This window comes from Rhizobium sp. ZK1, assembly GCF_047782645.1.
Lineage (GTDB): Bacteria > Pseudomonadota > Alphaproteobacteria > Rhizobiales > Rhizobiaceae > Rhizobium.
In genome coordinates, this window is record NZ_CP180586.1 from 1,522,890 (window position 1) to 1,545,733 (window position 22,844).

Consider the following 22,844-nt stretch of genomic DNA (forward strand, 5'->3'; position numbering starts at 1 on the left):
AGTGCGTTGCATTTTCGCCACAATGCGTTGCTTAAAGGTCACGCATAGGGTTTGGACATTCGCCCACGATCGAGTCGTTTGAACGCCGGTTTTTTCGTAAACCGGCGCCATTTGGTTTCGTTGGGCGTGGCGGCAATGCCGTCCGAAGAGAGGCTGAATGGACGAAGAAGGGGTATCGCCGGAAACGGCGAACGAGGCGGTGACAACGGTGACCGACCGTCGTGCCCTGTTTGCCGTACCCGGTCTGGTGCTTGCCGGCGGCGCGTTGGTCTGCGCGACCGTCACGCTCTTCGTACTGCTCGGCGTGACGCCGATTGCCCCGACCTCGCACGTGGTCATCGGTTCCGTCGTCATCAACTCCTTTTTCGTGCTCGGTCTGATCGCGCTGATCGGTCGCGAAGTCGCGCGACTTTTCAAGGCCCGCACGCGCGGCCGCGCCGCGGCCCGCCTGCATATCCGCATTGTCGTGCTCTTTTCGATCGTCGCGATCACGCCGGCGATCCTGGTGGCGATCTTTGCCAGTATTACCCTGAATGCCGGCCTCGATCGCTGGTTTGCGCTGAGAACCCAGGCGATCGTCAGCTCATCCCGCAACATCGGTCAGGCCTACATGCTGGAAAACGCCAGCTATTTGCAGGGCCAGACGGTGTCGATGGCAAACGATCTGGAGCGCAACCGCGCGCTCTACAGTCTGGACAAGACCGGCTTCGGCGAGTTGATGACCCGCCAGGCAAGAGGCCGTGGCCTGCTCGGTGCCTTCCTCGTCGAGCGCGATGGCTCCGTTATCGTCCAGGCCGACATCAGCACGGAAAAGCCGCTGCCCGCCATCCCGCAGGATGCGCTGGAAAAGGCCGCCGCCGGCCAGCCGACGCTGATCCCGCCCGGCGTGACCAATCTTGTCGGCGCCATCATCCGGCTCGAGTCGATATCAGGAACCTTCCTCTATACGGTGCGCGCAGTTGATCCCAAGGTCATGAACGCCATGCGCATGATGGAGGAGAACGCCACCGAATACCGATCGATGGAAGCCGGCCGCGTCTCGCTGCAGATCGCTTTTGCGGTGCTCTATATCGGCTTTGCGCTGATCGTGCTGCTGGCGGCGATCTGGACCGCGATCGCGGTGGCCGACCGTATCGTTCGGCCGATCCGCCTGCTGATTACCGCTGCCGACAGCGTCGCATCCGGCAATATGGACATTGTCGTGCCTGTCCACGCTGTTGATGGCGACGTCGCCAGTCTTTCGCGCACCTTCAACAAGATGATTTCGGAAATCCGCACCCAACGCGACGAGATCCTTGAGGCCAAGGACGAGGTGGACGACCGTCGCCGCTTCATCGAGGCCGTGCTTTCGGGCGTCACCGCTGCTGTCATCGGCGTCGAACAGGACCGGCGCATCACCATCGTCAACAGTTCGGCCGAAACGCTGATGGCGCTGCACGCCGATGAATTGCTCGGCAAGCAGCTGTCGGAGGTCGCGCCCGAAGTGGATCAGGTTCTGACGGAAGCTGCCTCACGCTATCGCGGCGATTTCCGCAAGCAGATCGCGCTGGTGCGCGGCGGTACTGTGCGCACGCTCAGCGTCCAGGTGACCCGCGAGGAAGTGCGCGATCTCAGCGAATCCTATGTGATTACGCTCGATGACATCACTGATCTCGTCATCGCTCAGCGTTCTACCGCCTGGGGCGACGTTGCGCGCCGCATCGCCCATGAGATCAAGAACCCGCTGACGCCGATCCAGCTTTCGGCCGAGCGCATCCGCCGCCGTTACGGCAAGCAGATCGACGAGAGCGATCGCGCCGTCTTCGACCAGTGCACCGATACGATCATCCGCCAGGTCGGCGATATCGGCCGCATGGTCGACGAATTCTCGGCCTTTGCCCGCATGCCGAAGCCGACGAAGGAGCCAAGCGATCTGCGCGCCATCCTTCACGATGCAATCTTCCTGCGCGAGATGGGCAACAATCACATTACCTTCCTGCAGGAACTTGGCGAAGAGCGGCTGGAAGGTTTGTTCGACAGCCGCATGTTGGGGCAAGCCTTCGGCAATCTCATCAAGAACGCAGTGGAGGCGATCGAGGCCGTACCGAGCGAGGAACGCGAAGAGCGCAAGATCCTCGTCCGTACGTCCAAGGACGAAGCGCGCGACCGCTTCACCGTCGATATAATCGACAATGGCCGCGGCCTGCCGGTCGAGAACCGCCACAGCATTCTGGAACCCTATATGACGATGCGCGAGAAGGGCACCGGCCTCGGCCTAGCCATCGTCAAGAAGATCATCGAGGAACATGGCGGGCAGCTCGAACTGCATGATGCGCCCGCAGATTTTGACCAGGGAAGGGGAGCCATGATCCGCGTGCATCTGCCGCGCCGGGATGTGACTTCCGCAACCCCGTCAGCCAGTGACAAGGAAAGCGTTTATGGCCTCTGATATTCTCGTCGTTGATGATGAGCATGACATTCGTGAGATCGTTGCCGGTATCCTGTCGGATGAGGGCCACGAAACCCGCATGGCGCATGATAGCGACAGCGCGCTCGCGGCAATTTCCGATCGCGTGCCGCGCCTTGTCTTCCTCGATATCTGGATGCAGGGCAGCAAGCTCGACGGTCTCTCGCTGCTGGACGAGATCAGGACGCGCCATCCCGAGCTCCCGGTCGTGATGATATCAGGCCACGGCAATATCGAGACGGCGGTCTCCGCCATCAAGCGCGGGGCCTTCGACTTCATCGAAAAGCCGTTCAAGGCCGACCGCCTGATCCTGATCGCTGAGAGGGCATTGGAAAATTCCAAGCTGAAGCGTGAAAACATCGAGCTGAAGCGCCGCGCCGGCGATGCGCTGGAACTGATCGGCACCTCGGTCGCCGTTTCCCAGCTGCGCCAGACGATCGAAAAGATCGCGCCCACCAACAGCCGCATCATGATCTTCGGCGCATCCGGCTCCGGCAAGGAGCTTGTAGCGCGCATGATCCACAAGAAGTCGACGCGCGCCAACGGCCCCTTCGTCGCGCTGAACGCCGCCAACATCACGCCCGACCGCATGGAAGTGGCGCTGTTCGGCACGGAGGGTGCACCGGGGCAGGCGCGCAAGATCGGCGCGTTGGAGGAGGCTCATCGCGGCATCCTCTATCTCGACGAAGTCGGCGAAATGCCGCGCGAGACGCAAAACAAGATCTTGCGCGTGCTGGTCGATCAGCAGTTCGAGCGTGTCGGCGGCTCCAAGCGCGTGAAGGTCGATGTGCGCATCATCTCCTCGACCGCCTACAATCTGGAAAGCCGCATCGCCGAAGGCTGGTTCCGCGAGGATCTCTATCATCGCCTTGCTGTCGTGCCGGTGCGCGTACCGCAGCTTGCCGAGCGCCGCGAGGATATTCCGTTCCTCGTTGACCAACTCATGCGCCAGATTTCCGAACAGGCGGGCATCCGGCCGCGCCGTATCGGTGATGACGCCATGGCCGTGCTGCAGGCTCACGACTGGCCGGGCAATATCCGCCAGCTCCGCAACAATATCGAGCGCTTGATGATCCTTGCACGCACCGACGGTCCGGATACGCCGATCACCGCCGACATGCTGCCGACCGATCTTGGCGACATGCTGCCGAAGGTTTCGGCCAAGAACGACTACCACATCATGACGCTGCCGCTGCGCGAAGCCCGCGAAATGTTCGAGAAGGATTACCTGATCGCCCAGATCAACCGCTTCGGCGGCAATATTTCTCGCACAGCCGAATTCGTCGGCATGGAGCGCTCGGCGTTGCACCGCAAGCTGAAGTCGCTTGGCGTCTGACTTTTTTACGGCGCGGCTTATGTCGCGCCGGCTCTCTCCTTTTGCCTGGAGCAGGTTTTCCATGCCAAGAATTGCCTATGTGAATGGACGTTACGTGCGGCATTCCGATGCCATGGTGCATGTCGAGGATCGCGGCTACCAGTTTGCCGATGGTGTCTATGAGGTTTGCGAGGTCCGTCACGGCCTGATCGTCGATCTGACCCGGCACCTGAACAGACTCGACCGTTCTCTGGGCGAATTGCGTATCGCCTGGCCGATGAGCCGCGCGGCGCTGACGCAAGTGATTCGCGAGACGCTGCGCCGCAACCACGTCCGCAACGGCCTCTTCTATCTGCAAGTGACGCGCGGCGTTGCCCGTCGCGACCATGTCTTCCCGGCTGAAGGCACGCCGCCATCGATCGTCGTGACTGCCAAGAGCACCGATCCGTCAATCATCGCCAAGAAGAATGCCACTGGCATCAAGGCGATCACCGTTCCCGACAATCGCTGGGACCGCGTCGACATCAAGTCGGTCGGGCTGCTGTCGAATGTGCTTGCGCGCCAGCAGGCGAAGGAAGCCGGCGCACAGGAGGCGATCTATATCGATGCCGACGGCATGGTGAAGGAGGGGGCAGCGACCAATGTCTGGATCGTCGATGCCGATGGTACGCTGGTAACGCGGCCTGCCGACCATGGCATCCTGCGTGGCATCACCCGCACGACTCTGATCGATGTCGCGGCCAAACTGGGGGTGAAAATCGTCGAGCGAAGGTTCTCCGTTTCGGAGATGATGGCCGCCCGCGAGGTCTTCATCACGGCGGCTACAAGCGTTTGTTTTCCGGTGGTTTCCATTGACGGACAGGCGATTGCGAACGGCCATCCGGGAAGCCTGTCACAGAATATTCGGGAAGGCTTTTTCGACGTTGCGGAAAAGATTACGATTTGATACCAAGATTTGCTGGGCTGGAGGAATGAGGGTGCCACCTGCCTTGCTGGAGAGGTTGATTGATATTCTACCGGCTTGATCAGGCCGGCAATAAAGAAAGAAGCGGCGCGATGGCGGAACGTTCTCAGAATCTGCAGGACTTATTTCTCAATACTGTACGCAAGCAAAAGATTTCCCTGACAATCTTTCTGATTAACGGCGTGAAACTCACGGGTGTTGTCACTTCTTTTGACAATTTCTGTGTTCTGCTTCGCCGTGACGGCCATTCGCAGCTCGTGTATAAACACGCGATCTCGACTATCATGCCTGGGCAGCCAATGCAGATGTTCGAGAGCGAAGAAGCAGCGTCCTAAACCAAGGCCAGCCGTCATTTCGACACGCGATACAAAGAATGATTCCATCATCCCTGAGGCCGCCAAGCACAGGGATGATATGCGCGCGACTGTCGTCGTGCCGGTGCTGAAGTCGCGCTCGCGCGGCGGTCAGACTGAGTCGGCTTCGACCCGCACTCCCGAAAGCCGTCTCGACGAAGCGATGGGTCTTGCCCAGGCGATCGACCTCGATGTCGTCAACGCATCGATCGTCTCCGTCAACGATCCGCGTCCGGCGACGCTTCTCGGCACGGGCAAGATCGAGGAAATCAAGCACCTGCTGGACGAGCGTGATTCCGGCTTGGTCATTGTCGATCATCCGCTGACGCCTGTGCAGCAGCGTAATCTGGAAAAGGAATGGAACGCCAAGGTCATCGACCGGACGGGCCTGATCCTCGAAATCTTTGGCCGCCGCGCCTCCACCAAGGAAGGCACGCTGCAGGTCGATCTTGCGCATCTGAACTACCAGAAGGGCCGGTTGGTTCGAAGCTGGACCCACCTTGAGCGCCAGCGCGGCGGTGGCGGTTTCATGGGTGGTCCGGGTGAAACCCAGATCGAAGCCGACCGCCGTCTGCTGCAGGATCGCATCATCAAGCTCGAACGTGAACTGGAGCAGGTCGTCCGCACCCGTCAGTTGCACCGGGCCAAGCGTAGGAAGGTGCCGCATCCGATCGTGGCGCTCGTCGGTTATACTAACGCCGGCAAATCGACGCTCTTCAATCGTATCACCGGGGCAGGGGTTCTCGCCGAAGACATGCTCTTCGCGACGCTCGACCCGACGTTGCGCCGCATGAAGCTGCCGCATGGCCGCACCGTCATCCTCTCCGATACCGTCGGTTTCATCTCCGATCTGCCGACCCATTTGGTCGCCGCCTTCCGCGCAACGCTGGAAGAGGTGTTGGAAGCCGATCTCGTCCTGCATGTGCGCGACATGTCCGATGTGGACAATCAGGCCCAGAGCGCCGACGTACTGCGTATCCTGAACGACCTCGGCATCGATGAGGCCGAAGGCCAGCGCCGCATTCTCGAGGTCTGGAACAAGATCGACCGGCTGGAGCCGGAAGCCCACGACGCCATCGTGCAGAAGGCTTCGACCATGCAGAATGTCATTGCCGTTTCCGCCATCAGCGGCGAGGGCGTCGACAGGCTCATGGATGACATCAGCCGTCGTCTGTCCGGTGTCATGACGGAAACGACGATCACGCTGCCGGTGGACAAGCTGGCGCTGCTGCCCTGGCTCTACGACCATGCCGTCGTCGATAGCCGCGAAGACAATGAGGATGGTTCGGTGACGCTGGAGCTGCGTCTGTCTGAAACCGAGGCTGCCGAGCTTGAGCGTCGCATCGGCCATGGCCAGAGGCCTGCAAAGGAAGACTGGGAGCGATAAGCCTGTTGGTGGGCGGAGCTCACTCCACGCCAGCAATGACAGCCCGCTCGATCGCCTTCGCTGCTTGCCAGATCTCTTCCATCCGCTCCAGGCTGGCTGCCTCCAGGCTCTCGCCTTCTGCATCAAGAACCGTCTCGATATGATTGAATCGGCGTCTGAATTTCGTATTCGTTCCACGGAGCGCCTGTTCCGGATCGGCCTTCACGTGTCGCCCGATATTGACCATCGCGAAGATCAGGTCGCCGAGTTCATCGCTGACCTTTGATTTATCGCCCTCGCGCAGTGCGACGCGCAACTCGTCGACCTCTTCCTCGATCTTGTCGAGGATCGGTTCAGGCGCCGACCAGTCGAAGCCGACCTTGGCGGCGCGCTCCTGAAGTTTGAGCGCTTCGGTCAGCGCCGGAAAGCTGCGCTGCACGGAGCCAAGGAAGCCTGCCTTGAAATCTTCAGTGATGCCGCGGCGCGCCCGACGTTCCGCACGCTCGCGTTTTTCAGCCTGCTTGATCTCGTCCCACTGCTTCTTCACGGCATCGGGTGTATCCGCATCCGAGCGAGCAAAGACATGAGGGTGCCGACGGATCATCTTGCGAGTGATGGCTTCCACGACATCGCCGAAGGAGAACTCGCCGGCTTCTTCGGCCATGCGCGCATGAAAGACCACCTGCAGCAGCAGGTCACCAAGCTCGTCGCAAAGGTCGTCCATATCCTTGCGCTCGATCGCATCTGCAACCTCATAGGCTTCTTCGAGCGTATAGGGCTTGATGCTCTCGAAATCCTGCTCGACGTCCCAAGGGCAACCGGTCTCAGGATTGCGAAGTGCCGCCATGATCTCGATCAGGCGCGAAATGTCTTTCGAAGGTTCCATGGTCTCTCAGCTTAGCGGAATGTCGTTGGCGCTCTTGGTGGCCTGATAGGTGTCGGAGAGGGCGGCGTAGCGTGATTTGATCCGCACTGTCTGCGCCTTGAGGTCAGCCTTCAGCTGATCATCCTCTGTCTCGACGAGATCGGCGATTGCAAAGCTCTTCCAGAAGGCATTCTGCCGCCTGTAGCCGCCGGGCTCGAGCCCGAAGACTTCCTTCAGGATCTTCAGATCGTGCGGAATCGCAAAGCTGTCGCGCGAATCCTCGTGGCTGAAGAAATAATAGAAATTATCGAAGCCGGCCCAGGTGATCGCCGACATGCACATGGTGCAGGGTTCGTGCGTGGAGAGAAAGATCAGGTCCTTCGTCGCCGGCTTGTCGTTGAGCTCGTAGAAGCGTTTCAGCGTGTGCACTTCGCCGTGCCAAAGCGGATTTTCGAGCTCGTTGTTGGTTTCGGCGAGGATGAGCGACAGATCGGATTTGCGCAGGATCGCTGCCCCGAACACCTTGTTGCCGGAGGCGACGCCGAGCTCCGTCATCGGTAGGATATTCTCTTCCATGACCTGCAGGAGGCGGTTGGCGATTGTCTTTTCCGGCATGAAATTCTCCTGTTTCACCCATCTTATCGCCCCGCGGAATGAAGCGGAATGCATAAGTCCGGCGCCGGGGACTTTGCCACAGGCTTTATCGCTCCGTCCTTTGGCATTGGACAAAAAGCTGCGGCAACCGCTCAAGATATGTGCTTTTTGCGCCGCACGGGTGAGTTTTCTCAAATCACTGATCAACCGGGTAAAAGAATACGCGACTGGCCGGCCTTTGGAATTCTGTTTCTTCATTCGCCTGTCCGGAGAATGCATATTCGGGCAACTTCGAAGTGGATTGAGAATGCCTCCCAGAACTGAACAGCTTTCGGTATTTCCCGCCTTCTTTCGCGTGGAAGGTCGGACTGCGGCCGTTTTCGGCAATGGCGACGAAGCTTTCGCCAAGGTTCGCCTGCTCTTGAATACGCAGGTGCGTATTATCGCGCATGCCGATCGCCCAGAAGCTGATTACCACGCCTTCCTGATTGCCAATCGTATCGAGACCGTCCGCGAAGCCTTCGCGCCTAAGCAGGTTGAAGGTGCCGTTCTGGTATTCGCCGCGACTGGCGAAGCCGAGCAGGATCGCCGGATCGTCGAAGCAGCCCGCGCGGCGAAAATCCCGGCCAATGCCGTCGACCAGCCAGGATACTGCGATTTTTACACACCGGCTCTCGTCAATCGCGCGCCTGTCGCCGTCGCGATCGGCACGGAAGGCGCAGGCCCCGTACTCGCGCAGATGGTCCGGGCTCAGATCGACCAGCTTCTGTCGCCATCTCTCGGGCGCCTCGCAGCGCTTGCAACCAGTTATCGCAAGGCGGTCGAACATCTGGTTCCGCGCGGCGTCTCGCGTCGCATCTTCTGGCGTCGTTTCTTCTCCGGACCGGTCGCGGATGCTGTCGCCAATGGCAATCTTCCGCAGGCCCGCCGCGCTGCCAATGGCCTGCTGCGGTCGCTTGATCGCTTCGAAGGCCATGTCTGGCTTGTCGGCGCCGGCCCCGGTGCTGAGGACCTTCTTACCTTGCGCGCCCAGCGCGTGATGATGGAGGCCGACGTGATTGTCTATGACGCACTCGTGCCGCAGGCGATCGTCGATATGGGACGCCGCGATGCCGAGCGTCTTTCGGTCGGCAAGCGCAAGGGCTGCCATTCGAAGTCCCAGGAAGAGATCAACGATCTCCTGGTCGATCTCGGCCGTCAGGGCAAGCGCGTCGTGCGCCTGAAAAGCGGCGATCCGTTGGTCTATGGCCGGGCCGGGGAAGAGATGGCCGCCTTGCGCGCCGCCGGCATCTCCTACGAGATCGTCCCGGGTATCACCTCCGCCTTTGCCGCTGCTGCCGATTTCGAACTGCCGCTGACGCTGCGCGGTGTTGCCTCTTCGCTGGTCTTTACGACCGGCCATGATCTGACCGGCGACGTTCTGCCGGATTGGGCAAGCCTCGCCGTGTCGGGTGCCACGATTGCCGTCTATATGGGCCGCACGGTCGCAGCCTCCGTTGCCGAGCGGCTAATGCAGGCCGGTATCCCCGAAGAGACCACCGTTGCCGTGGTCGAGAATGCCAGCCGCGCGGACCGCCGGCTGCTGCACGGAACCTTGCGTGATCTTCCGGACCTGCAGCACCGCGACGAGTTGACGGGACCAGTCATGGTCATTATCGGCGATGCGGTCGCAGGCGCCAATTTCGAACTGTCCGAACCGTTGGTGCGTGAGCGCATCCGGTTCGATGAACTTGCAAGGAGCTGACATGGTAGACAAGGTTCTGACCGCCAACCGCCTGACGGACGGCATCGCCGTCTGGCTGAACGCCAATGGCGAGTGGGTGACCTCGTTGCAGGAAGCGCTTGTCGCTCGCCATGCCGAAGCCGTCGCGGCCCTCGAGGAGATCGGCAAGAAATCCTATGCTGACAACCTCGTCGTCGACGTTGCCGTTGTCGAGGTTCAGGAGACCAACGGCCAGCTCTGGCCGCTGCGTCTGCGCGAGCGCATTCGCGCCCAGGGGCCGACCATGGAATATGCGCCGGGCTACAAGCCGGCTGATCCAGAATTCATTGCAGTCTGAGGAAGACGATGTACCGTTACGACGAATTTGACCATGCCTTTATCGCCGAGCGCGTCGAGCAGTTTCGCGATCAGGTCCAGCGCCGCCTTTCCGGCGAACTGGCCGAGGACGCATTCAAGCCGCTGCGCCTGATGAACGGTGTCTACCTGCAGCTTCACGCCTATATGCTGCGCATCGCCATTCCCTATGGCACCCTGAGCTCGCGCCAGATGCGCATGCTCGCCCATATCGCCCGCACCTATGACCGCGGCTATGGCCACTTCACCACACGCCAGAACCTGCAGTTCAACTGGCCGAAGCTATCCGAAATACCTGATGCGCTTGCCGACCTTGCGAGCGTCGAGATGCACGCCCTCCAGACCTCGGGCAACTGCATCAGAAACGTGACAGCCGATCACTTCGCCGGCGCCGCCGCCGATGAGATCGCCGATCCGCGCCCTTACGCCGAAATCCTGCGCCAATGGTCGTCGGTCCACCCGGAATTCTCCTTCCTGCCGCGCAAGTTCAAGATTGCTGTGACCGGTGCCGAGCGCGACCGCGCCGCCATTCAGGTCCATGATATCGGCCTGCACCTGAAGAAGAATGACAAGGGCGAGATCGGTTTCGCCGTCTATGTCGGCGGGGGGCAGGGCCGCACGCCGATGGTCGCCAAGCTGATCCGTGACTTCCTGCCGGAAGAAGATCTTCTGTCCTACACGACCGCCGTCATGCGCGTTTATAACCTGCATGGCCGCCGCGACAACAAGTACAAGGCCCGCATCAAGATCCTCGTCCACGAGACCGGTGCCGAAGAACTCGCCCGTCAGGTCGAGGTCGAATTCGCGCAGTTGAAGGACAGCGAACTGAAACTGCCGGAAAAGGACGTGCAGGCAATCACCGCCTACTTCGCACCGCCGGCCCTGCCGGAACGTGCCGAGGGCTGGGAAAACCTTGCCCGCTGGAAGAAGGCCGATCCGGCTTTCGCCCGCTGGGTCCAGCACAATGTCCAGCCGCACAAGAACCCCGACTACGGCATGGTGACGATTTCGCTGAAGCCGATCGGGGGCATTCCGGGTGATGCTTCGGACTCGCAGATGGATGCGATCGCCGATATCGCCGAGGAATATGCCTTCGACGAAATTCGCGTCAGCCATGAACAGAACCTCATCCTGCCGCATGTCGCGCTCGCCGACCTCGAAGCCGTCTATCGCGGTCTCGTCGCGATCAATCTGGCTGAAGCCAATGCCGGACTGATTACCGATATCATTGCCTGTCCGGGGCTGGACTATTGCGCACTCGCCAATGCGCGCTCCATTCCGCTCGCCCAGGAAATTTCCCGCCGCTTCGGCGACGCGGGCCGTCAGGCCGAGATCGGCGAGTTGAAGATCAAGATCTCCGGCTGCATCAATGCCTGCGGCCATCACCATGTCGGCCATATCGGCCTGCTGGGCGTCGAGAAGAAGGGGGCCGAGCTCTACCAGATCACGCTCGGCGGTTCCGGTGACGAACATACGTCGATCGGCGAAATCATCGGCCGCGGCTTCGAGCCGGACAAGGTGACGGATGCGATCGAGACGATCGTCGATACCTATCTCGGCCTGCGCCTCGATCCATCAGAGATATTCCTTGCCACCTATCGCCGTGTTGGTCCGCAGCCCTTCAAGGACGCGCTCTACGGCTCGGCTGCGGAAGCGGCATAAGGACGAGATGATGACGAAGATCTGGAGAGAAACCGGTTTTGTCGAAAACGATCCCTGGGTGATCGAGACCGACGAGGTGAAGGCAACGGGTGATCAGAAGCCGCTTCTGACGCTCGATGAGCTGATTGCCAAGGCCGATGAGAGCAACGATGTCGGCTTCGGCGTGCTGATCAAGCCGGCAGACGATGTTCTAAAGCTCGAGCCTTATCTCTATCGCCTGGAGATCGTGGCTGTCGCATTTCCGGCCTTCAACGATGGCCGCGCCTTCAGCCACGCTTCGCTTCTACGCCAGCGCCTCGGCTACACCAACGAGCTGCGCGCGGTCGGCGATGTGCTGATCGACCAGGTGCCGCTGATGCTGCGCGTCGGCATCGACAGTTTCGCCGTCACCAACGAGACGGCGATCCGCCGTCTGTCGGAAAAGCGCCTGCCGTCCATTCCGCATCATTATCAGCCGGCGGTGCGTGACGCCGAAGCCGGCAAGGGCTATAGTTGGCGCCGTCAGGCAAAGCCGGCCGCCTGAGGCTGCCGGTTTGCCGTCTTTTTGATGACGGAACGATAGCATGAGCAAATTCGAAGTGGCGGTGATCGGCGGCGGTCTCGCCGGCATGATCGCCGTGATCGCCCTGGCACGCGGCGGTCGCAATGTGGCACTGGTCGCCCCTCCATCTCCCAAGGAAGATCGCCGCACCACGGCATTGATGGATCAGTCGATTCGCTTCCTGGATCGGCTCACCCTCTGGGAAAAGCTTCGCCCGGCAGCGGCTCCGCTCACCAGCATGCGCATCATCGACGGCACGAATCGCCTGCTGCGTGCCCCGACCACGAGTTTCCGTTCCGCCGAGGTAGGGCTCGAAGCTTTCGGCTACAATTTTCCGAACAAGGCATTGATGGATGTGCTCGAGGCTGCGGTCGCGGCCGAGGGCAATATCAAGCGTTTCACTGTCATGGCCGAAACGATCACCATCGCTTCGGAAGCGGTGACGATCAAGCTTTCGGACGGCGAAGAGATCAGTGCCGATTTCGCCATTGGCGCCGATGGCCGCAAGTCGAAGCTGCGGGAAACTGCCGGCATCGATGTGCGTACCTGGTCCTATCCGCAATCAGCCATGGTGCTGAATTTCGCTCATACGCTTCCGCACCAGAATATCTCCACGGAGTTCCACACGGAGCACGGTCCCTTCACGCAGGTTCCGCTGCCGGGCAACCGCTCCAGCCTTGTCTGGGTTCAGAACCCTTCCGATGCCACAGCCCGCATTGAGCTGTCGCTGGCCGAACTCGGCAATGTCGTGGAAGAGCGTATGCAGTCCATCCTCGGCAAGGTCACTGTGGAGGAGGGCGTGCAGATCTGGCCGCTGTCTGGCATGATGGCGCATCGCTTCGGCAAGGGCCGCATCGCGCTGATCGGCGAGGCCGCCCATGTTTTTCCGCCCATTGGCGCGCAGGGCCTCAACCTCAGCCTGCGCGATATCATGGCATTGACCGATCTTCTGTGTACGCGCGCCGAATTGCCTATTCCCTCGGATGCCGGCAGCAGCTTTGATCGTAAGCGTCGTGTCGATATCATGACGCGAACGGCAAGTGTCGATCTCCTCAATCGTTCGCTGCTGTCCGACTTCCTGCCGGTGCAGGTTCTGCGGGCCGCCGGCTTGCACATTCTGTCGGCCATCCCGCCGCTGCGTAATATCGTCATGCGCGAAGGCATCGAGCCGGGCCGCGGCCTTCGCGATATTCCCGAGGCGATCAAGGAGCGCCTAAAGCGGAAGAAAGCCTGATCTTATTGCAATCAGGCCGAACGAGACCATCACCACTGATGGCATCGTGGTGATCAGGATTGTCGCCGAGGCTCGTTCCTGCCAGCCACCTATCGCCGGTCGATGACGGGTGATAGCTGCCGACGGCTTTTTCCAGTTGGGCATTTTGCGGGGCAGGGCGAGATCTCCGCTTAGCCGATTTGCATCAGGATCGGAAAGGTCTGCTGGAACCAGATCGCCACATTGCTGACCCAGCCGAGGAGGAAGGCGAGACCGGTCAGCACGAGGAAGACGCCCATGATCTTCTCCACCGTGCCGAGGTACCGGCGGAAACGCGACAGGAAGCGCATGAACGCCCCGGAAAAGCCGGCCGCGATCCAGAAGGGTACGGCAAGGCCGAGCGAATAGACGGCAAGCAGCCCAGCGCCGGAACCGACCGTATCACGCGACGCGGCGACACCGAGGATCGCCCCGAGCACCGGCCCGATGCAGGGCGTCCAGCCGAACGCGAAGGCAAGTCCCATGATGTAAGCGCCCGTCAGCGTCGCCGGCTCGCCGCTGCTCTGGAAGCGAGCTTCCCGCGACAGGAGGCCGATTCGGAAAAGCCCGAGAAAATTCAGCCCCATGACGATGATGATGAGGCCACCGATCTTGGCGAGCAGATCGATGTGCTGGCGCAGCACCATGCCGATCGTCGAGGCGCCGGCGCCGAGCGCCACGAAGACAGTCGCAAAGCCAAGCGTGAAGAAAAGCGCCGAGAAAAGCACGCCGCGCCGCACATCCGGGGCTGCGGCAACCGTACCGCCGCCCCGGAACTGCTCGACGGAAATGCCCGCCATATAACAAAGATAGGGCGGTACGAGTGGAAGCACGCAGGGCGACAGGAAGGAAAGCGCTCCGGCAAGCAGTGCGCTCCAAAGGGAAATATCGGCAATCGACACGCATTCTCTCCGGCAGCAATTGAGCGATGTTCCTACCGCCGCAGACGGGAGATTGCCAATCACCTTTTTGCGCTGATCGGAGCTGGCCAGCGGACCCGTGCGTTCCGAAGCGGGACAGAGCATGTGGATATTAACTGCGCATAAACCACCACAGGCACTGTGAATGGATCGACTCACGCGCTCTCGTTGGTATGGCCGGGCATTTGCGGACACCCCACTGCAAGTGCCGGGAGGTCCGGCTAGGTATGCGAGAGGCCGATGCCGGGTCTCCCGCTGCTCGTCCGGAAATCGACGAGACAGCCGATGCCGGATTGGATCGAATCGCGGAGATCGCTGACGAAGGTCTGCTGGATGTTTATACGCTTCTGCATCGCCACGATGGCTGACAGACTGCTGATAATCCGAAGCTGGAAGTTGCGGATCTGATGTGGCTCCGATGCCAAGCCGTGCGATTCCAAGTAAATAATAGCCACAGGGGCCGGCGCCGTGGAAATGGGCTGTAAGCCTTTTCCGGTATAAAGCCCATTCAGTTGCGGTGACTGCGTGATAGATTGCCGCCAGAGAATCCAAGAGGAGAAGCATTGATGAGCAGATTTCGGGCATGTGTGGCAGTCGGAGCGCTGATTGGCATTTCGGTGTTGACGGCATGCGCAACTCCCCCGAATTCATACGGCTCCGCATCAGGCTACGTGCCGGGAGATTCGTTGAACAGAGCATGCCAGGATGGTTTCAGGCCGAGAGACGGGCGCTCCTGCAGCTACTGATGGTGATCGGACGAGACATCGAGCTGCCAGGATTACAGCGAGCCGCTTGAAACATCGTCCTGCTCATCTGCGCCTGGCAGCATCCCGTCAATGCAGCTGCGGCTCGTCCTCATCCTCATCGAGAAAGCTCTGCACGCCATCTCGTTCTGCGGTGGCCAGGAATTCTTCCCAGGCGTCCAGGTCCGTGGCGAATTTATCTTCCCAGCTGGTCACGACTTCGGTTTGGGAGATGACTTCGAGGGTCCAGTCTCCGTTGGTGCCTGCCGGCCGAAATATATCGACGAGGACGGTTACTCCACCGTCTTCGAACTCGCCGGAAAAATCAGAGTGCTCAAGCTTCGGTTCTCTAGTCTTTTTCGCCATTTCAATCTCCAGCACTGGAAGGCGCATCATTCTCACAAAGGCAACGGTACTGAACGCCTCGCATTCTCGGACGTCGATCGTCGGACTAGCGGATCAGGCTGACGCCTGAGTCTTCCGCGTGCCAACCTTACGTCGATTCGCAAATCGTTATCTCTACCTCGGTCAAAAGAAAGGCAGTTATGGTGAGAACATGGGGTTCGAACCCATCACCTACTGATTAAAAGTTAGCGTTTCGGTTTGACGCATCTGGCATGAGTGCGGCGGCTGCGCCAGCGGCTGATGTAGCAGTGAGAATCTGACGCTTGGGCAACAACTTAGCTCAAGCGAGGGGGACAATCGCCGATGGAAAAAATTCAATCTCTGCGAAGTGCTATTTACGAACACTTTCATAACTCGTCTGCTGGTCCGCAGTACTTCTTTCTGGATAAGAACAGGGACGCATACGCGGCCTATTACACATCGATGTACCTAATACAGGAGACCGCGGAGGCCGTGTACACCCACATGGCTCGCGGCTTCGCGCCTGATCCGATGTTGGCTTACATCGAATTTTGGGGGGTGATGCAGGCCGTCGTCATTCAGCAGGATGCCATGAGTGAACTGCATAACGCTGTTGTTGGAACTGCCCTCACCAATCCCCATGGCTCGGCTTGGATGGAACTTCGCGATAAGCGAAACTTGTGCGCAGGTCACCCGGCAAATCGCAACGCGCGTCGAGCGCCCCCGCAGCGAACGTTCATGGGTCGGATGTTCGGGAACTACGAGCAGATCAAGTACGAACTGTACGACGAACGAACAGGCAAAACGACCCATCCGACCTTCGATCTGCGGCGGATGATCAGCGACTACGACACAGAAGCAAGCGGCATTCTGCGAAGCGTCCTCTCAACAATGCGCGCAAGGTGGCCATAGCCCCGTCGTCCGCGAGATCTTGCAACGAATCGAAGCGGGCCAGCGTCGGGGCCAGAATTGACCGTGTGACGCGTGTGACTTTTTCCGCATCACAAAGTCACAAATTTCTCACCTAAATACTTGATTTTATGGTGAGAGCGATGGGGCTCGAACCCATGACCTACTGATTAAAAGTCAGTTGCTCTACCAGCTGAGCTACGCTCTCCCTCTCCGCGGGTGCGAAGCACCCCGGCTGGAAGTGCGCGGAACATAGGCAGGTGACCTATCGCGGTCAACCGAAAAATCTTCCTATTCATTGTATTGGGCACATTTCTTGCCCGCCACCATTTTCAAAACCGGCATTGCCCGGCCATCACAATCGAGCGCGGGGGATATGGGACCCGTTGATCAGTAAAATGTGGTCGACGCGCGCTAACTCTTTCGTCGCTCCAGAAAGGTGATGGCCTGCAGTGTGGCGATGATGACGACGATGCCGATAAGCGTGCGAAGATCGGGCACCTCATTGAAGAAGAAGTACCCGCTCGCAGTCGCAAAGACGATCGACAGATAACCGAATGGGGCAAGCAGGCTGGCGCTGGCGATCTGATAGGCCCGCAGGAAGCAGAATTGCCCGAGTTGTGCCAGAAGACCGATGCCGAGCAGGGCGGGCCAGTCTTCGCTGCGTACCGGTTGCCAGACGAAGAGCGCGGGAATGAAGGTGATGACGGTGAGACCGGCCGTGTAGAAGACCATCATCACGGTGGTATTCTCGTAATGCAGCATGCGCGTCTGGATCGTCGCGAATGCCCCGAAGACGATCGAGAGCAGCACGGCCACCAACCCGATATTCCAGGCGAATGTATCGGGCGCCAGCATGATCAGCACGCCGACAAAGGCGAACACCGCGCCGATCCACCGCCAGCGGCTCACTCTTTCGCCCAGCATGGCGACGGCCATCAGCATCGAGACCAGCGGCCGCGTGAAGCCGAGCGCATTGACCAGTACCAGCGGCAGCATGGTGAGCGCTACGAAATTGCTGGTCAGCGCCACAGCGTTGCAGCTGATACGCATGACGTTGCGCAACGGATCTCTGGAATTGGCAAGCTGCCGGCGATGGCGCCAGATCAACGGCAGGATGAGCACGAGCCCGATCAGCGCACGAATGAAGACGAGCTGGATAGCCGGATAGGATGCGCCCTGCATCTTCACGAGCACCGTCATGCCCGTCACCAGCGTCGTATCGGAAAAGCAGCCAGATGATGCCGAAACGGCTGTCCCTGGCTGCTGTAAAGCCATCCATTTCGCTCGCCTCAGGCGGGCTGGACGAGGTTGGCGATCAGCCGGAAGGCGCCGGGCACCAGCTTGTCGAGTTGATGATGCAGCACGAGGCTCGTATGCGTATGCCGCCCCTTGCCGATTTCGGCTGATATCAGCGCGCCCTTGAGGGGCTGCTCTTCGGGGTCGTGCATCGCAACGAGCGGCACATAGGCATCGTCCCAGCGGGAAGCGAAATAGAGGCCGCGTTCCTTGTCCCAGCCCTCCCAGTCGGCAGAGGCGATCTTGTTCGGCCCCTGCAGCAACGGGTGCGCGGGTCCCAGCACGGTGACGTCAGCGCTTGGATCGGTCACGCGCCAGCGAAGGGAAGGAGAGCCGACCTCGATCCGCTTTGGCGGCGTGGTATCAGGCTGCCAGCCGTCGCTTGGACGATGATAGAGCGTCAGCAGATGGCCGCCCTCTTCGACAAAGCGATGCAGGCGGGTCGTTGCAGCCGCCAGATCCTTGCGGATGCCGAAGGCGAAGATGCCGATGACGATGGTTGTGAAGCGGGAGAGATCGCCTGACAGAGCCTGTGCGTCAAGCTCCGTGACATCGAGCCCCATGCGATCAAGCCAGGGGCCGACGCGATCCGCGCCGCCGCCGACATAGCCGATTTTCGCGCCATCAGGCAGTTTAAGATCGAGCGCCAGAACCCGCAGCAGCTCCGGCTCACGGAAGCTCATGCGGCCGATATGCGGATAGGCGATCGGCGAGATGCGCATGGCCGGCTGACCATCAACAAGCGGCGCGATGGCGAGGAGGCTGGGTGTTATAGCGGCAGGAGGCGAAAGCTTGAGGGCGCCGTTGTCTTCCTTGACTGTCCAGCCGGCCGGAGCGGAAAAGCCGATACGCCCCGCCGAAGCAGCCTTGATCGTCAGTTCCTGCCTGTTGCCGTCAACGGGAAGGATGAACGCGTTGGGTTGGAGACTCAGCGAATGTCGCGGCGCGACGGTGAGCGGCTCTTCGAGATCGACGGCCACCTTCACCGAGCGGCTGCCGATCTGAGCCCTTACATCGACGGAAGCATTGCCGTTGCCGCCAAGGCTCGACCATGCCGGCAGGTATTGCCGGGTGAGAGGGGCATCGGCCGTCGATCTCAGTTCGTAGACGATCGATAGCGGCGAGGTTTCCTTCAGACTGGCCGAAATGCCCTCGGGCAATCTTGGATCCGCATCGGATACCGCAGTGCCGGCATTGCCGCTGAGATGGAGCGTTAGTTTGCCGGTTGCACCAGGCGAAAGCTCCGCGGGCTCGGCAACGGCCCGGACGAAGACCTGCTCGGCCTCGCACAATGCCGCATCGATTTCCACAAGCTTGCGCCGCAGACGATGGCCGTGCGCGTCGAGGAATGCTTCCGGTGCCTGTGCAAGCGCTCTTTCAATTTCGGCCGCCGCTTTCAGCAGCGCATCCACGATGGCGGATCTCTCAGGGAAGCGTTCGATCGCCTTGCCGATCGCGCCATCCGCCCGCATCAGCGCGTCGACGACGGTTTGCGGCAGATCGGTCTCGCGCGCCAGATCGGCAAGCGTCGAGGGAAGCGAATCGAGAACGGAGGTTTCGGCAACGGAGCCTTCGGCGCTGAGCTTCAGATGCAGCGGCCATTCATTGTCGCCGGTATCATGCCAGCGGCCCATGCCCTGCGAGGCATGGTAATAACGGGACCATTCGCCAATGTGGGCGTAGCTGACGCCGCTGACAGGTTCGAAGCCCGTGGCTTCGAGTGGCAGTGTCGTGGCCGGCGGCGGCACTTCGTCGTCATAGGTATCGCCGCCACCTGACCATGCGGGTAGGTAGAATTTTGCCACCTGCCAGGGCGTCAGCCCTTCGTCGAGATGTTCCGGAAAGGCGGAGGCGTCGGCCGCAAGGCTTATTGCGGTCTCCGCCGCACGCGTCATGGCGCGGTGGTGTCCATGCTGCCCCGGTACGTCGAGGAAGGTCGGAACTACGATATCTGGACGCTCTGTGCGGTAGGCACGCACCAGCCGCTCGACAATGCGCTTCTCGCCCCAGCGGTCGAACGTCCGGTCGCCATTCTTGGAGAAGCCAAAATCATGGATCGGATCTTCGGGACCATGGCCGAGCCAGTGGATATCGGCGTCGAGTTCGCGCGCCGCTTCCTCCATCTCGCGGCTGCGCACGATGCCGAGCGCGCCGAGCCGTTCGGCCCCCAGCGCATTCTGACCGCCTTCACCGCGCGTCGAGCAGGCGACGATGACGCGCATGCCGAGGCCGAGACGCAGATAGGCGAGCAGGCCGTTGTGCTCGTCGTCGGGATGCGCGCCGGTATTCATCATGGTGACGGTTGAGGTCAGGCGGGACAGGGCCCGATGCAGACGCGTGAGCGAAAGGCTCCGCTTCTGTCTTTCAATACGGTCTCGATCGGTCAGCATGGTTCCTCCGTTGGGGGGGACCGGCGGCGCGCTTTCTTAGGCTGCGTTATCGGCGGCGGCGGTCGGTGAAATATCGAGTTTGGGGGTGACGGCTTCGAAGAGCGGTAGGGCGGCAGCGCCGAGTGCTGCCGTCAGCTGTCCCGTCTGGCCGCGGATGACGCGCGGAAGCGCGCGCGTGCGCCGGCTGGCAACGGAGACGGGAAGCGTCTGCATTGCCGCGACGATCTCGTCGATGACCACATCGGGCAGTGCACCGCCAAGGATCACGGTCTCCGGATCGAGAACGTTTTCCAGCATCGCCACCATCGGCGAAAGATAGTCCGCAGTCTCAGCGATCCATTCCTTCACGACGGGATTGCCTTCGCGGTGCAGCACCTCGATCGCCGCAAAATCGGCGTTATCATAGCCGGCCTCGGCAAGCTTCTCCTTCAGCGCATGCAGCGAGGCGTAGCGCTCCAGGCAGCCGCGCTGGCCGCAGGGGCAGGGTTTTCCACGCGGGGCGACGACGACATGGCCGATTTCGCCGGCATTGCCGAAGGCGCCGCGGAAGGGCGCGCCGTCATGGATGAGGCCGAGGCCGACGCCGACGCCGAAATAGATCATGCAGAAATTGGAGATGGCGCTGCCCGCACCGAACAGCCGCTCGCCCACGGCCGCAGCATTTGCATCGTTTTCGACAATGACGGTTTCGCCACTGGCTTCACTCAGGACGGCGGCCGGATTGATGCTGCTCCAGCCGGGCAGGGTGGTCGGGCCGACCGAACTCATGCCTTCAATCTCGAAGGGGCCGGGCATGACCACGCCGATGCCGAGAAGTTTTGAAGGGAAACGCTTGCGAACTTTCCTCACCTGGTCGGCAAAGAGCGGAATGATATGTTCCGGGCTGGTATTCTCCACCGGCATGATGGTCTCGGAGCGCACCTTGCCGGAGAGATCCAGCACCGTCGTCACCATATGGTCGGCGGCGATTTCGACGCCGATGGTGACGGCACCATCAGGATTGACGGCAAACTGGATCGGCGGCTGCCCACGGCCGGAGCGCAGCCGGCCGATTTCCATCAGCAACTTCTCACTGACGAGCTCATCGACGATATTGGCGACGGCCTGCGCAGTCAGATGCGTGAGCTTGGCGATATGCATGCGGCCGAGCGAGCCATGCATACGTACGACATCGAGCACGACACGGCGATTGTGGTCGCGGCTGCGCTCGGGGTTCTTGCCCATCGCGATCTGCTGCTTGCCGGATTGCCGTATCATCTCTCCGCCCTCGTCTGCCGATATGGATAGCGCCGATATCATGAGAGGAGCAATAGAATAATTAAACTAAATTATCTTATTGACAAAACCTTCCGTCCGAACCAGCCTGAAAAGGTCGCACTGCGATGCCGAGGAAGGAGGAGCCTCAGTTCCATCTTCCCGAGCCAATCAAATCGGGGCGCCGGCGAAATCGCGGGATGCCCTGGGGAACCAGATGAGCGCGAGGGGCATGAAGGCCGGCTCGGCAATGGAGGGATGATATGCGTCGCGGAATCTTATTTGCCGGCCTGTTTGCTGGCATCAGCATGGTTGCGGTTAACAGCGCTCAGGCTGTCGAAATCGAATATTGGCAGTATGTCTACGATACGCGCGTCAAGGCGATGGATCAGTTGATCGCCAATTTCGAGAAGGCCAATCCCGACATTACCGTCAAGCAGACGACATTCCCCTATGCTGACTACCAGACCCGCGTCGTTGCCGCCAATCTCGCCGGTAACGGTCCCGATGTCATGCAGCTCTTCTACGGCTGGCTCGACCAGTTCATCGCCGGCGGCCTTTTGCAGCCGCTGCCATCAGACGCTTTCCCGCATGACCAGATCGAGAAGGATTTCTTTCCGATCGTGACCGCCATGAAGCGCGGCGACGATTATTACGGCCTGCCGACCGCGGTCCGCTCGCTGGCACTCTTCTACAACAAGAAGCTCTTCCAGGAAGCTGGTCTCGACCCGAGCAAGCCTCCGCAGACCATCGATGAATTCGTGGCTGCCGCCGAAAAGACGGTCAAGCGCGATGCCGCCGGCAACATTGCCGTCGAAGGCACGACGCTCGATATGGGCGGCCAGGATCACCAGTGGTGGCGCGAAGTGCTGATCCGCCAGTTCGGCGGCGAGCCTTATACGGCGGACTATTCCAAGGTCACCTACAATAGCGATGCCGGCCTGAAGGCGCTGAAATTCTACACTAGCCTGCAGACCGAAAAGAAGGTCGGCCAGGCCGGCTTCATGGATGAAGGCCAGGCAGCCTTCCGCGGCGGCAAGGCGGCAATGACGATCGACGGCACCTTCCGTCTCGGCTCCTTCGGCAGCATCAAGGATTTCGAATGGGGCGTCACCGAGCTTCCGGCCAATGCCGACGGCCTGCGTTCCAACTATGCGAGCTATTTCGCCAACGGCATCGGCGCCAAGGTCTCCGGCGAAAAGCTTGAGGCCTCCAAGAGGTTCCTCGCCTACGTGACCTCGCCGGAGGCCATGAAGATCTGGCTCGGTACGGTCGGCGAACTGCCGGCTCGGCGCGAAGCCGCGCTGACCGACGAAAACCTCAAGAACCCGATCTATGCGCCGTTCCTGAAGGCGCTTACCTATTCGCACACCTCGCTCTTCGTGGATGAGGCCGGCCAGCGACAGAATGCCATCGATATGGTCAACCGCGTTCTCCTCGAGGGTCAGTCGCCCGAGGATTCCCTTGCTCAGGCCGCAACCGCCGAGCAGGAAATCATCGACAACGCCAAGAGCAAATAAGGGACGGC

General features: G+C 60.6%; 20 protein-coding genes, 1 tRNA gene and 2 pseudogenes. 13 read left to right on the plus strand and 10 right to left on the minus strand.

Annotated elements, in window-relative coordinates:
- Window positions 1-157 precede the first annotated feature (157 nt).
- From ACK9YZ_RS07910 to hflX, 5 genes are all read left to right on the plus strand, one after another.
- Window positions 158-2,428, plus strand: a complete 2,271-nt coding sequence (locus ACK9YZ_RS07910; RefSeq protein WP_416066197.1) for an ATP-binding protein — start codon at window positions 158-160, stop codon at window positions 2,426-2,428.
- Window positions 2,418-3,782, plus strand: a complete 1,365-nt coding sequence (locus tag ACK9YZ_RS07915) for a sigma-54-dependent transcriptional regulator (protein ID WP_216757950.1) — start codon at window positions 2,418-2,420, stop codon at window positions 3,780-3,782. Before ACK9YZ_RS07910 ends, ACK9YZ_RS07915 begins: the two co-directional genes overlap by 11 nt.
- Before the next feature lie 61 nt (window positions 3,783-3,843).
- Window positions 3,844-4,707 (plus strand): D-amino-acid transaminase, encoded by an 864-nt coding sequence (locus ACK9YZ_RS07920; RefSeq protein WP_216757951.1) that lies wholly within the window; start codon window positions 3,844-3,846, stop codon window positions 4,705-4,707.
- A 110-nt stretch (window positions 4,708-4,817) separates the two neighbouring features.
- A complete protein-coding gene (hfq, locus tag ACK9YZ_RS07925; RefSeq protein WP_003539403.1) occupies window positions 4,818-5,060 on the plus strand; it encodes an RNA chaperone Hfq in 243 nt (80 codons plus the stop codon).
- Window positions 5,061-5,139: 79 nt separating this feature from the next.
- Window positions 5,140-6,465: a GTPase HflX gene (gene hflX / locus ACK9YZ_RS07930; protein WP_416066198.1), complete on the plus strand. Its 1,326-nt coding sequence runs from the start codon at window positions 5,140-5,142 to the stop codon at window positions 6,463-6,465.
- A gap of 19 nt (window positions 6,466-6,484) precedes the next feature.
- Here the strand turns inward: hflX and mazG are convergent, their stop codons facing one another.
- Window positions 6,485-7,330 (minus strand): nucleoside triphosphate pyrophosphohydrolase, encoded by an 846-nt coding sequence (mazG, locus tag ACK9YZ_RS07935; RefSeq protein ID WP_416066199.1) that lies wholly within the window; start codon window positions 7,328-7,330, stop codon window positions 6,485-6,487.
- A gap of 6 nt (window positions 7,331-7,336) precedes the next feature.
- Window positions 7,337-7,924: a deaminase gene (locus tag ACK9YZ_RS07940; RefSeq protein ID WP_416066200.1), complete on the minus strand. Its 588-nt coding sequence runs from the start codon at window positions 7,922-7,924 to the stop codon at window positions 7,337-7,339.
- A gap of 286 nt (window positions 7,925-8,210) precedes the next feature.
- Here ACK9YZ_RS07940 and cysG point away from each other — a divergent pair, with 286 nt between their 5' ends.
- Genes cysG through ACK9YZ_RS07965 form a run of 5 tightly spaced genes read left to right on the plus strand, consistent with a single transcriptional unit; the run spans window position 8,211 to window position 13,417 of the window.
- Window positions 8,211-9,647, plus strand: coding sequence for a siroheme synthase CysG (cysG, locus tag ACK9YZ_RS07945; protein ID WP_416066201.1), 1,437 nt, complete (start codon window positions 8,211-8,213; stop codon window positions 9,645-9,647).
- A 1-nt stretch (window position 9,648) separates the two neighbouring features.
- Window positions 9,649-9,963, plus strand: a complete 315-nt coding sequence (locus ACK9YZ_RS07950; RefSeq protein ID WP_183729415.1) for a DUF2849 domain-containing protein — start codon at window positions 9,649-9,651, stop codon at window positions 9,961-9,963.
- Between the two features lie 8 nt (window positions 9,964-9,971).
- Window positions 9,972-11,642, plus strand: a complete 1,671-nt coding sequence (locus tag ACK9YZ_RS07955) for a nitrite/sulfite reductase (RefSeq protein ID WP_416066202.1) — start codon at window positions 9,972-9,974, stop codon at window positions 11,640-11,642.
- A gap of 10 nt (window positions 11,643-11,652) precedes the next feature.
- A complete protein-coding gene (locus ACK9YZ_RS07960) occupies window positions 11,653-12,165 on the plus strand; it encodes a DUF934 domain-containing protein (RefSeq protein WP_112704833.1) in 513 nt (170 codons plus the stop codon).
- 40 nt (window positions 12,166-12,205) lie between these two features.
- Window positions 12,206-13,417: a UbiH/UbiF family hydroxylase gene (locus ACK9YZ_RS07965; protein WP_416066203.1), complete on the plus strand. Its 1,212-nt coding sequence runs from the start codon at window positions 12,206-12,208 to the stop codon at window positions 13,415-13,417.
- Here ACK9YZ_RS07965 and ACK9YZ_RS07970 read toward each other — a convergent pair.
- The 3 genes and pseudogenes from ACK9YZ_RS07970 to ACK9YZ_RS07980 form a co-directional block, all read right to left on the minus strand.
- Window positions 13,397-13,507: pseudogene (locus ACK9YZ_RS07970) on the minus strand (AEC family transporter); the annotation flags it as partial. The gene ACK9YZ_RS07965 and the pseudogene ACK9YZ_RS07970 overlap by 21 nt on opposite strands.
- A gap of 80 nt (window positions 13,508-13,587) precedes the next feature.
- A complete protein-coding gene (locus tag ACK9YZ_RS07975; RefSeq protein ID WP_416066204.1) occupies window positions 13,588-14,337 on the minus strand; it encodes a cytochrome c biogenesis CcdA family protein in 750 nt (249 codons plus the stop codon).
- 239 nt (window positions 14,338-14,576) lie between these two features.
- Window positions 14,577-14,780, minus strand: coding sequence for a hypothetical protein (locus ACK9YZ_RS07980; protein WP_216757958.1), 204 nt, complete (start codon window positions 14,778-14,780; stop codon window positions 14,577-14,579).
- 141 nt (window positions 14,781-14,921) lie between these two features.
- On the opposite strand from ACK9YZ_RS07980, the gene ACK9YZ_RS07985 reads away from it, so the two are divergent.
- Window positions 14,922-15,101: a hypothetical protein gene (locus tag ACK9YZ_RS07985; RefSeq protein ID WP_253958279.1), complete on the plus strand. Its 180-nt coding sequence runs from the start codon at window positions 14,922-14,924 to the stop codon at window positions 15,099-15,101.
- An 87-nt stretch (window positions 15,102-15,188) separates the two neighbouring features.
- Here the strand turns inward: ACK9YZ_RS07985 and ACK9YZ_RS07990 are convergent, their stop codons facing one another.
- Window positions 15,189-15,464 carry a hypothetical protein gene (locus ACK9YZ_RS07990; RefSeq protein WP_183729405.1) on the minus strand — a complete coding sequence of 92 codons (276 nt, stop codon included), beginning with the start codon at window positions 15,462-15,464 and terminating at the stop codon, window positions 15,189-15,191.
- Between the two features lie 342 nt (window positions 15,465-15,806).
- Here ACK9YZ_RS07990 and ACK9YZ_RS07995 point away from each other — a divergent pair, with 342 nt between their 5' ends.
- The gene (locus ACK9YZ_RS07995) at window positions 15,807-16,376 is read left to right on the plus strand and encodes a hypothetical protein (protein ID WP_416066205.1); all 570 of its coding nucleotides are present in this window, start codon (window positions 15,807-15,809) and stop codon (window positions 16,374-16,376) included.
- A 129-nt stretch (window positions 16,377-16,505) separates the two neighbouring features.
- On the opposite strand, the gene ACK9YZ_RS08000 is transcribed toward ACK9YZ_RS07995, so the two are convergent.
- From ACK9YZ_RS08000 to ACK9YZ_RS08015, 4 genes and pseudogenes are all read right to left on the minus strand, one after another.
- Window positions 16,506-16,581: transfer RNA gene (locus ACK9YZ_RS08000), tRNA-Lys, on the minus strand.
- Between the two features lie 206 nt (window positions 16,582-16,787).
- Window positions 16,788-17,655 (minus strand): annotated as a pseudogene (locus ACK9YZ_RS08005) (DMT family transporter).
- A 10-nt stretch (window positions 17,656-17,665) separates the two neighbouring features.
- Window positions 17,666-20,062: a PIG-L family deacetylase gene (locus tag ACK9YZ_RS08010; protein ID WP_416066206.1), complete on the minus strand. Its 2,397-nt coding sequence runs from the start codon at window positions 20,060-20,062 to the stop codon at window positions 17,666-17,668.
- Window positions 20,063-20,098: 36 nt separating this feature from the next.
- On the minus strand, window positions 20,099-21,319 hold the full coding sequence (locus tag ACK9YZ_RS08015; protein WP_216757961.1) for an ROK family protein: 1,221 nt from the start codon (window positions 21,317-21,319) through the stop codon (window positions 20,099-20,101).
- 260 nt (window positions 21,320-21,579) lie between these two features.
- Between ACK9YZ_RS08015 and ACK9YZ_RS08020 the strand changes: the two genes are divergently transcribed.
- Window positions 21,580-22,836 carry an extracellular solute-binding protein gene (locus tag ACK9YZ_RS08020; protein WP_416066207.1) on the plus strand — a complete coding sequence of 419 codons (1,257 nt, stop codon included), beginning with the start codon at window positions 21,580-21,582 and terminating at the stop codon, window positions 22,834-22,836.
- Window positions 22,837-22,844 lie beyond the last annotated feature (8 nt).

What these genes read in the sequence shown, in the direction of transcription:
- ACK9YZ_RS07910 (WP_416066197.1), top strand. Translation starts at nt 158, where the DNA reads ATGGACGAAGAAGGGGTATCGCCGGAAACGGCGAACGAGGCGGTGACA.
- ACK9YZ_RS07965 (WP_416066203.1), top strand. Translation starts at nt 12,206, where the DNA reads ATGAGCAAATTCGAAGTGGCGGTGATCGGCGGCGGTCTCGCCGGCATG.
- cysG (WP_416066201.1), top strand. Translation starts at nt 8,211, where the DNA reads ATGCCTCCCAGAACTGAACAGCTTTCGGTATTTCCCGCCTTCTTTCGC.
- hflX (WP_416066198.1), top strand. Translation starts at nt 5,140, where the DNA reads ATGCGCGCGACTGTCGTCGTGCCGGTGCTGAAGTCGCGCTCGCGCGGC.
- ACK9YZ_RS07920 (WP_216757951.1), top strand. Translation starts at nt 3,844, where the DNA reads ATGCCAAGAATTGCCTATGTGAATGGACGTTACGTGCGGCATTCCGAT.
- ACK9YZ_RS07990 (WP_183729405.1), bottom strand. Translation starts at nt 15,464, where the DNA reads ATGGCGAAAAAGACTAGAGAACCGAAGCTTGAGCACTCTGATTTTTCC.
- ACK9YZ_RS08010 (WP_416066206.1), bottom strand. Translation starts at nt 20,062, where the DNA reads ATGCTGACCGATCGAGACCGTATTGAAAGACAGAAGCGGAGCCTTTCG.
- ACK9YZ_RS07915 (WP_216757950.1), top strand. Translation starts at nt 2,418, where the DNA reads ATGGCCTCTGATATTCTCGTCGTTGATGATGAGCATGACATTCGTGAG.
- ACK9YZ_RS07950 (WP_183729415.1), top strand. Translation starts at nt 9,649, where the DNA reads ATGGTAGACAAGGTTCTGACCGCCAACCGCCTGACGGACGGCATCGCC.
- ACK9YZ_RS07955 (WP_416066202.1), top strand. Translation starts at nt 9,972, where the DNA reads ATGTACCGTTACGACGAATTTGACCATGCCTTTATCGCCGAGCGCGTC.
- mazG (WP_416066199.1), bottom strand. Translation starts at nt 7,330, where the DNA reads ATGGAACCTTCGAAAGACATTTCGCGCCTGATCGAGATCATGGCGGCA.
- ACK9YZ_RS07995 (WP_416066205.1), top strand. Translation starts at nt 15,807, where the DNA reads ATGGAAAAAATTCAATCTCTGCGAAGTGCTATTTACGAACACTTTCAT.
- ACK9YZ_RS07960 (WP_112704833.1), top strand. Translation starts at nt 11,653, where the DNA reads ATGACGAAGATCTGGAGAGAAACCGGTTTTGTCGAAAACGATCCCTGG.
- ACK9YZ_RS08015 (WP_216757961.1), bottom strand. Translation starts at nt 21,319, where the DNA reads ATGATACGGCAATCCGGCAAGCAGCAGATCGCGATGGGCAAGAACCCC.
- ACK9YZ_RS08020 (WP_416066207.1), top strand. Translation starts at nt 21,580, where the DNA reads ATGCGTCGCGGAATCTTATTTGCCGGCCTGTTTGCTGGCATCAGCATG.
- ACK9YZ_RS07985 (WP_253958279.1), top strand. Translation starts at nt 14,922, where the DNA reads ATGAGCAGATTTCGGGCATGTGTGGCAGTCGGAGCGCTGATTGGCATT.
- ACK9YZ_RS07940 (WP_416066200.1), bottom strand. Translation starts at nt 7,924, where the DNA reads ATGCCGGAAAAGACAATCGCCAACCGCCTCCTGCAGGTCATGGAAGAG.
- hfq (WP_003539403.1), top strand. Translation starts at nt 4,818, where the DNA reads ATGGCGGAACGTTCTCAGAATCTGCAGGACTTATTTCTCAATACTGTA.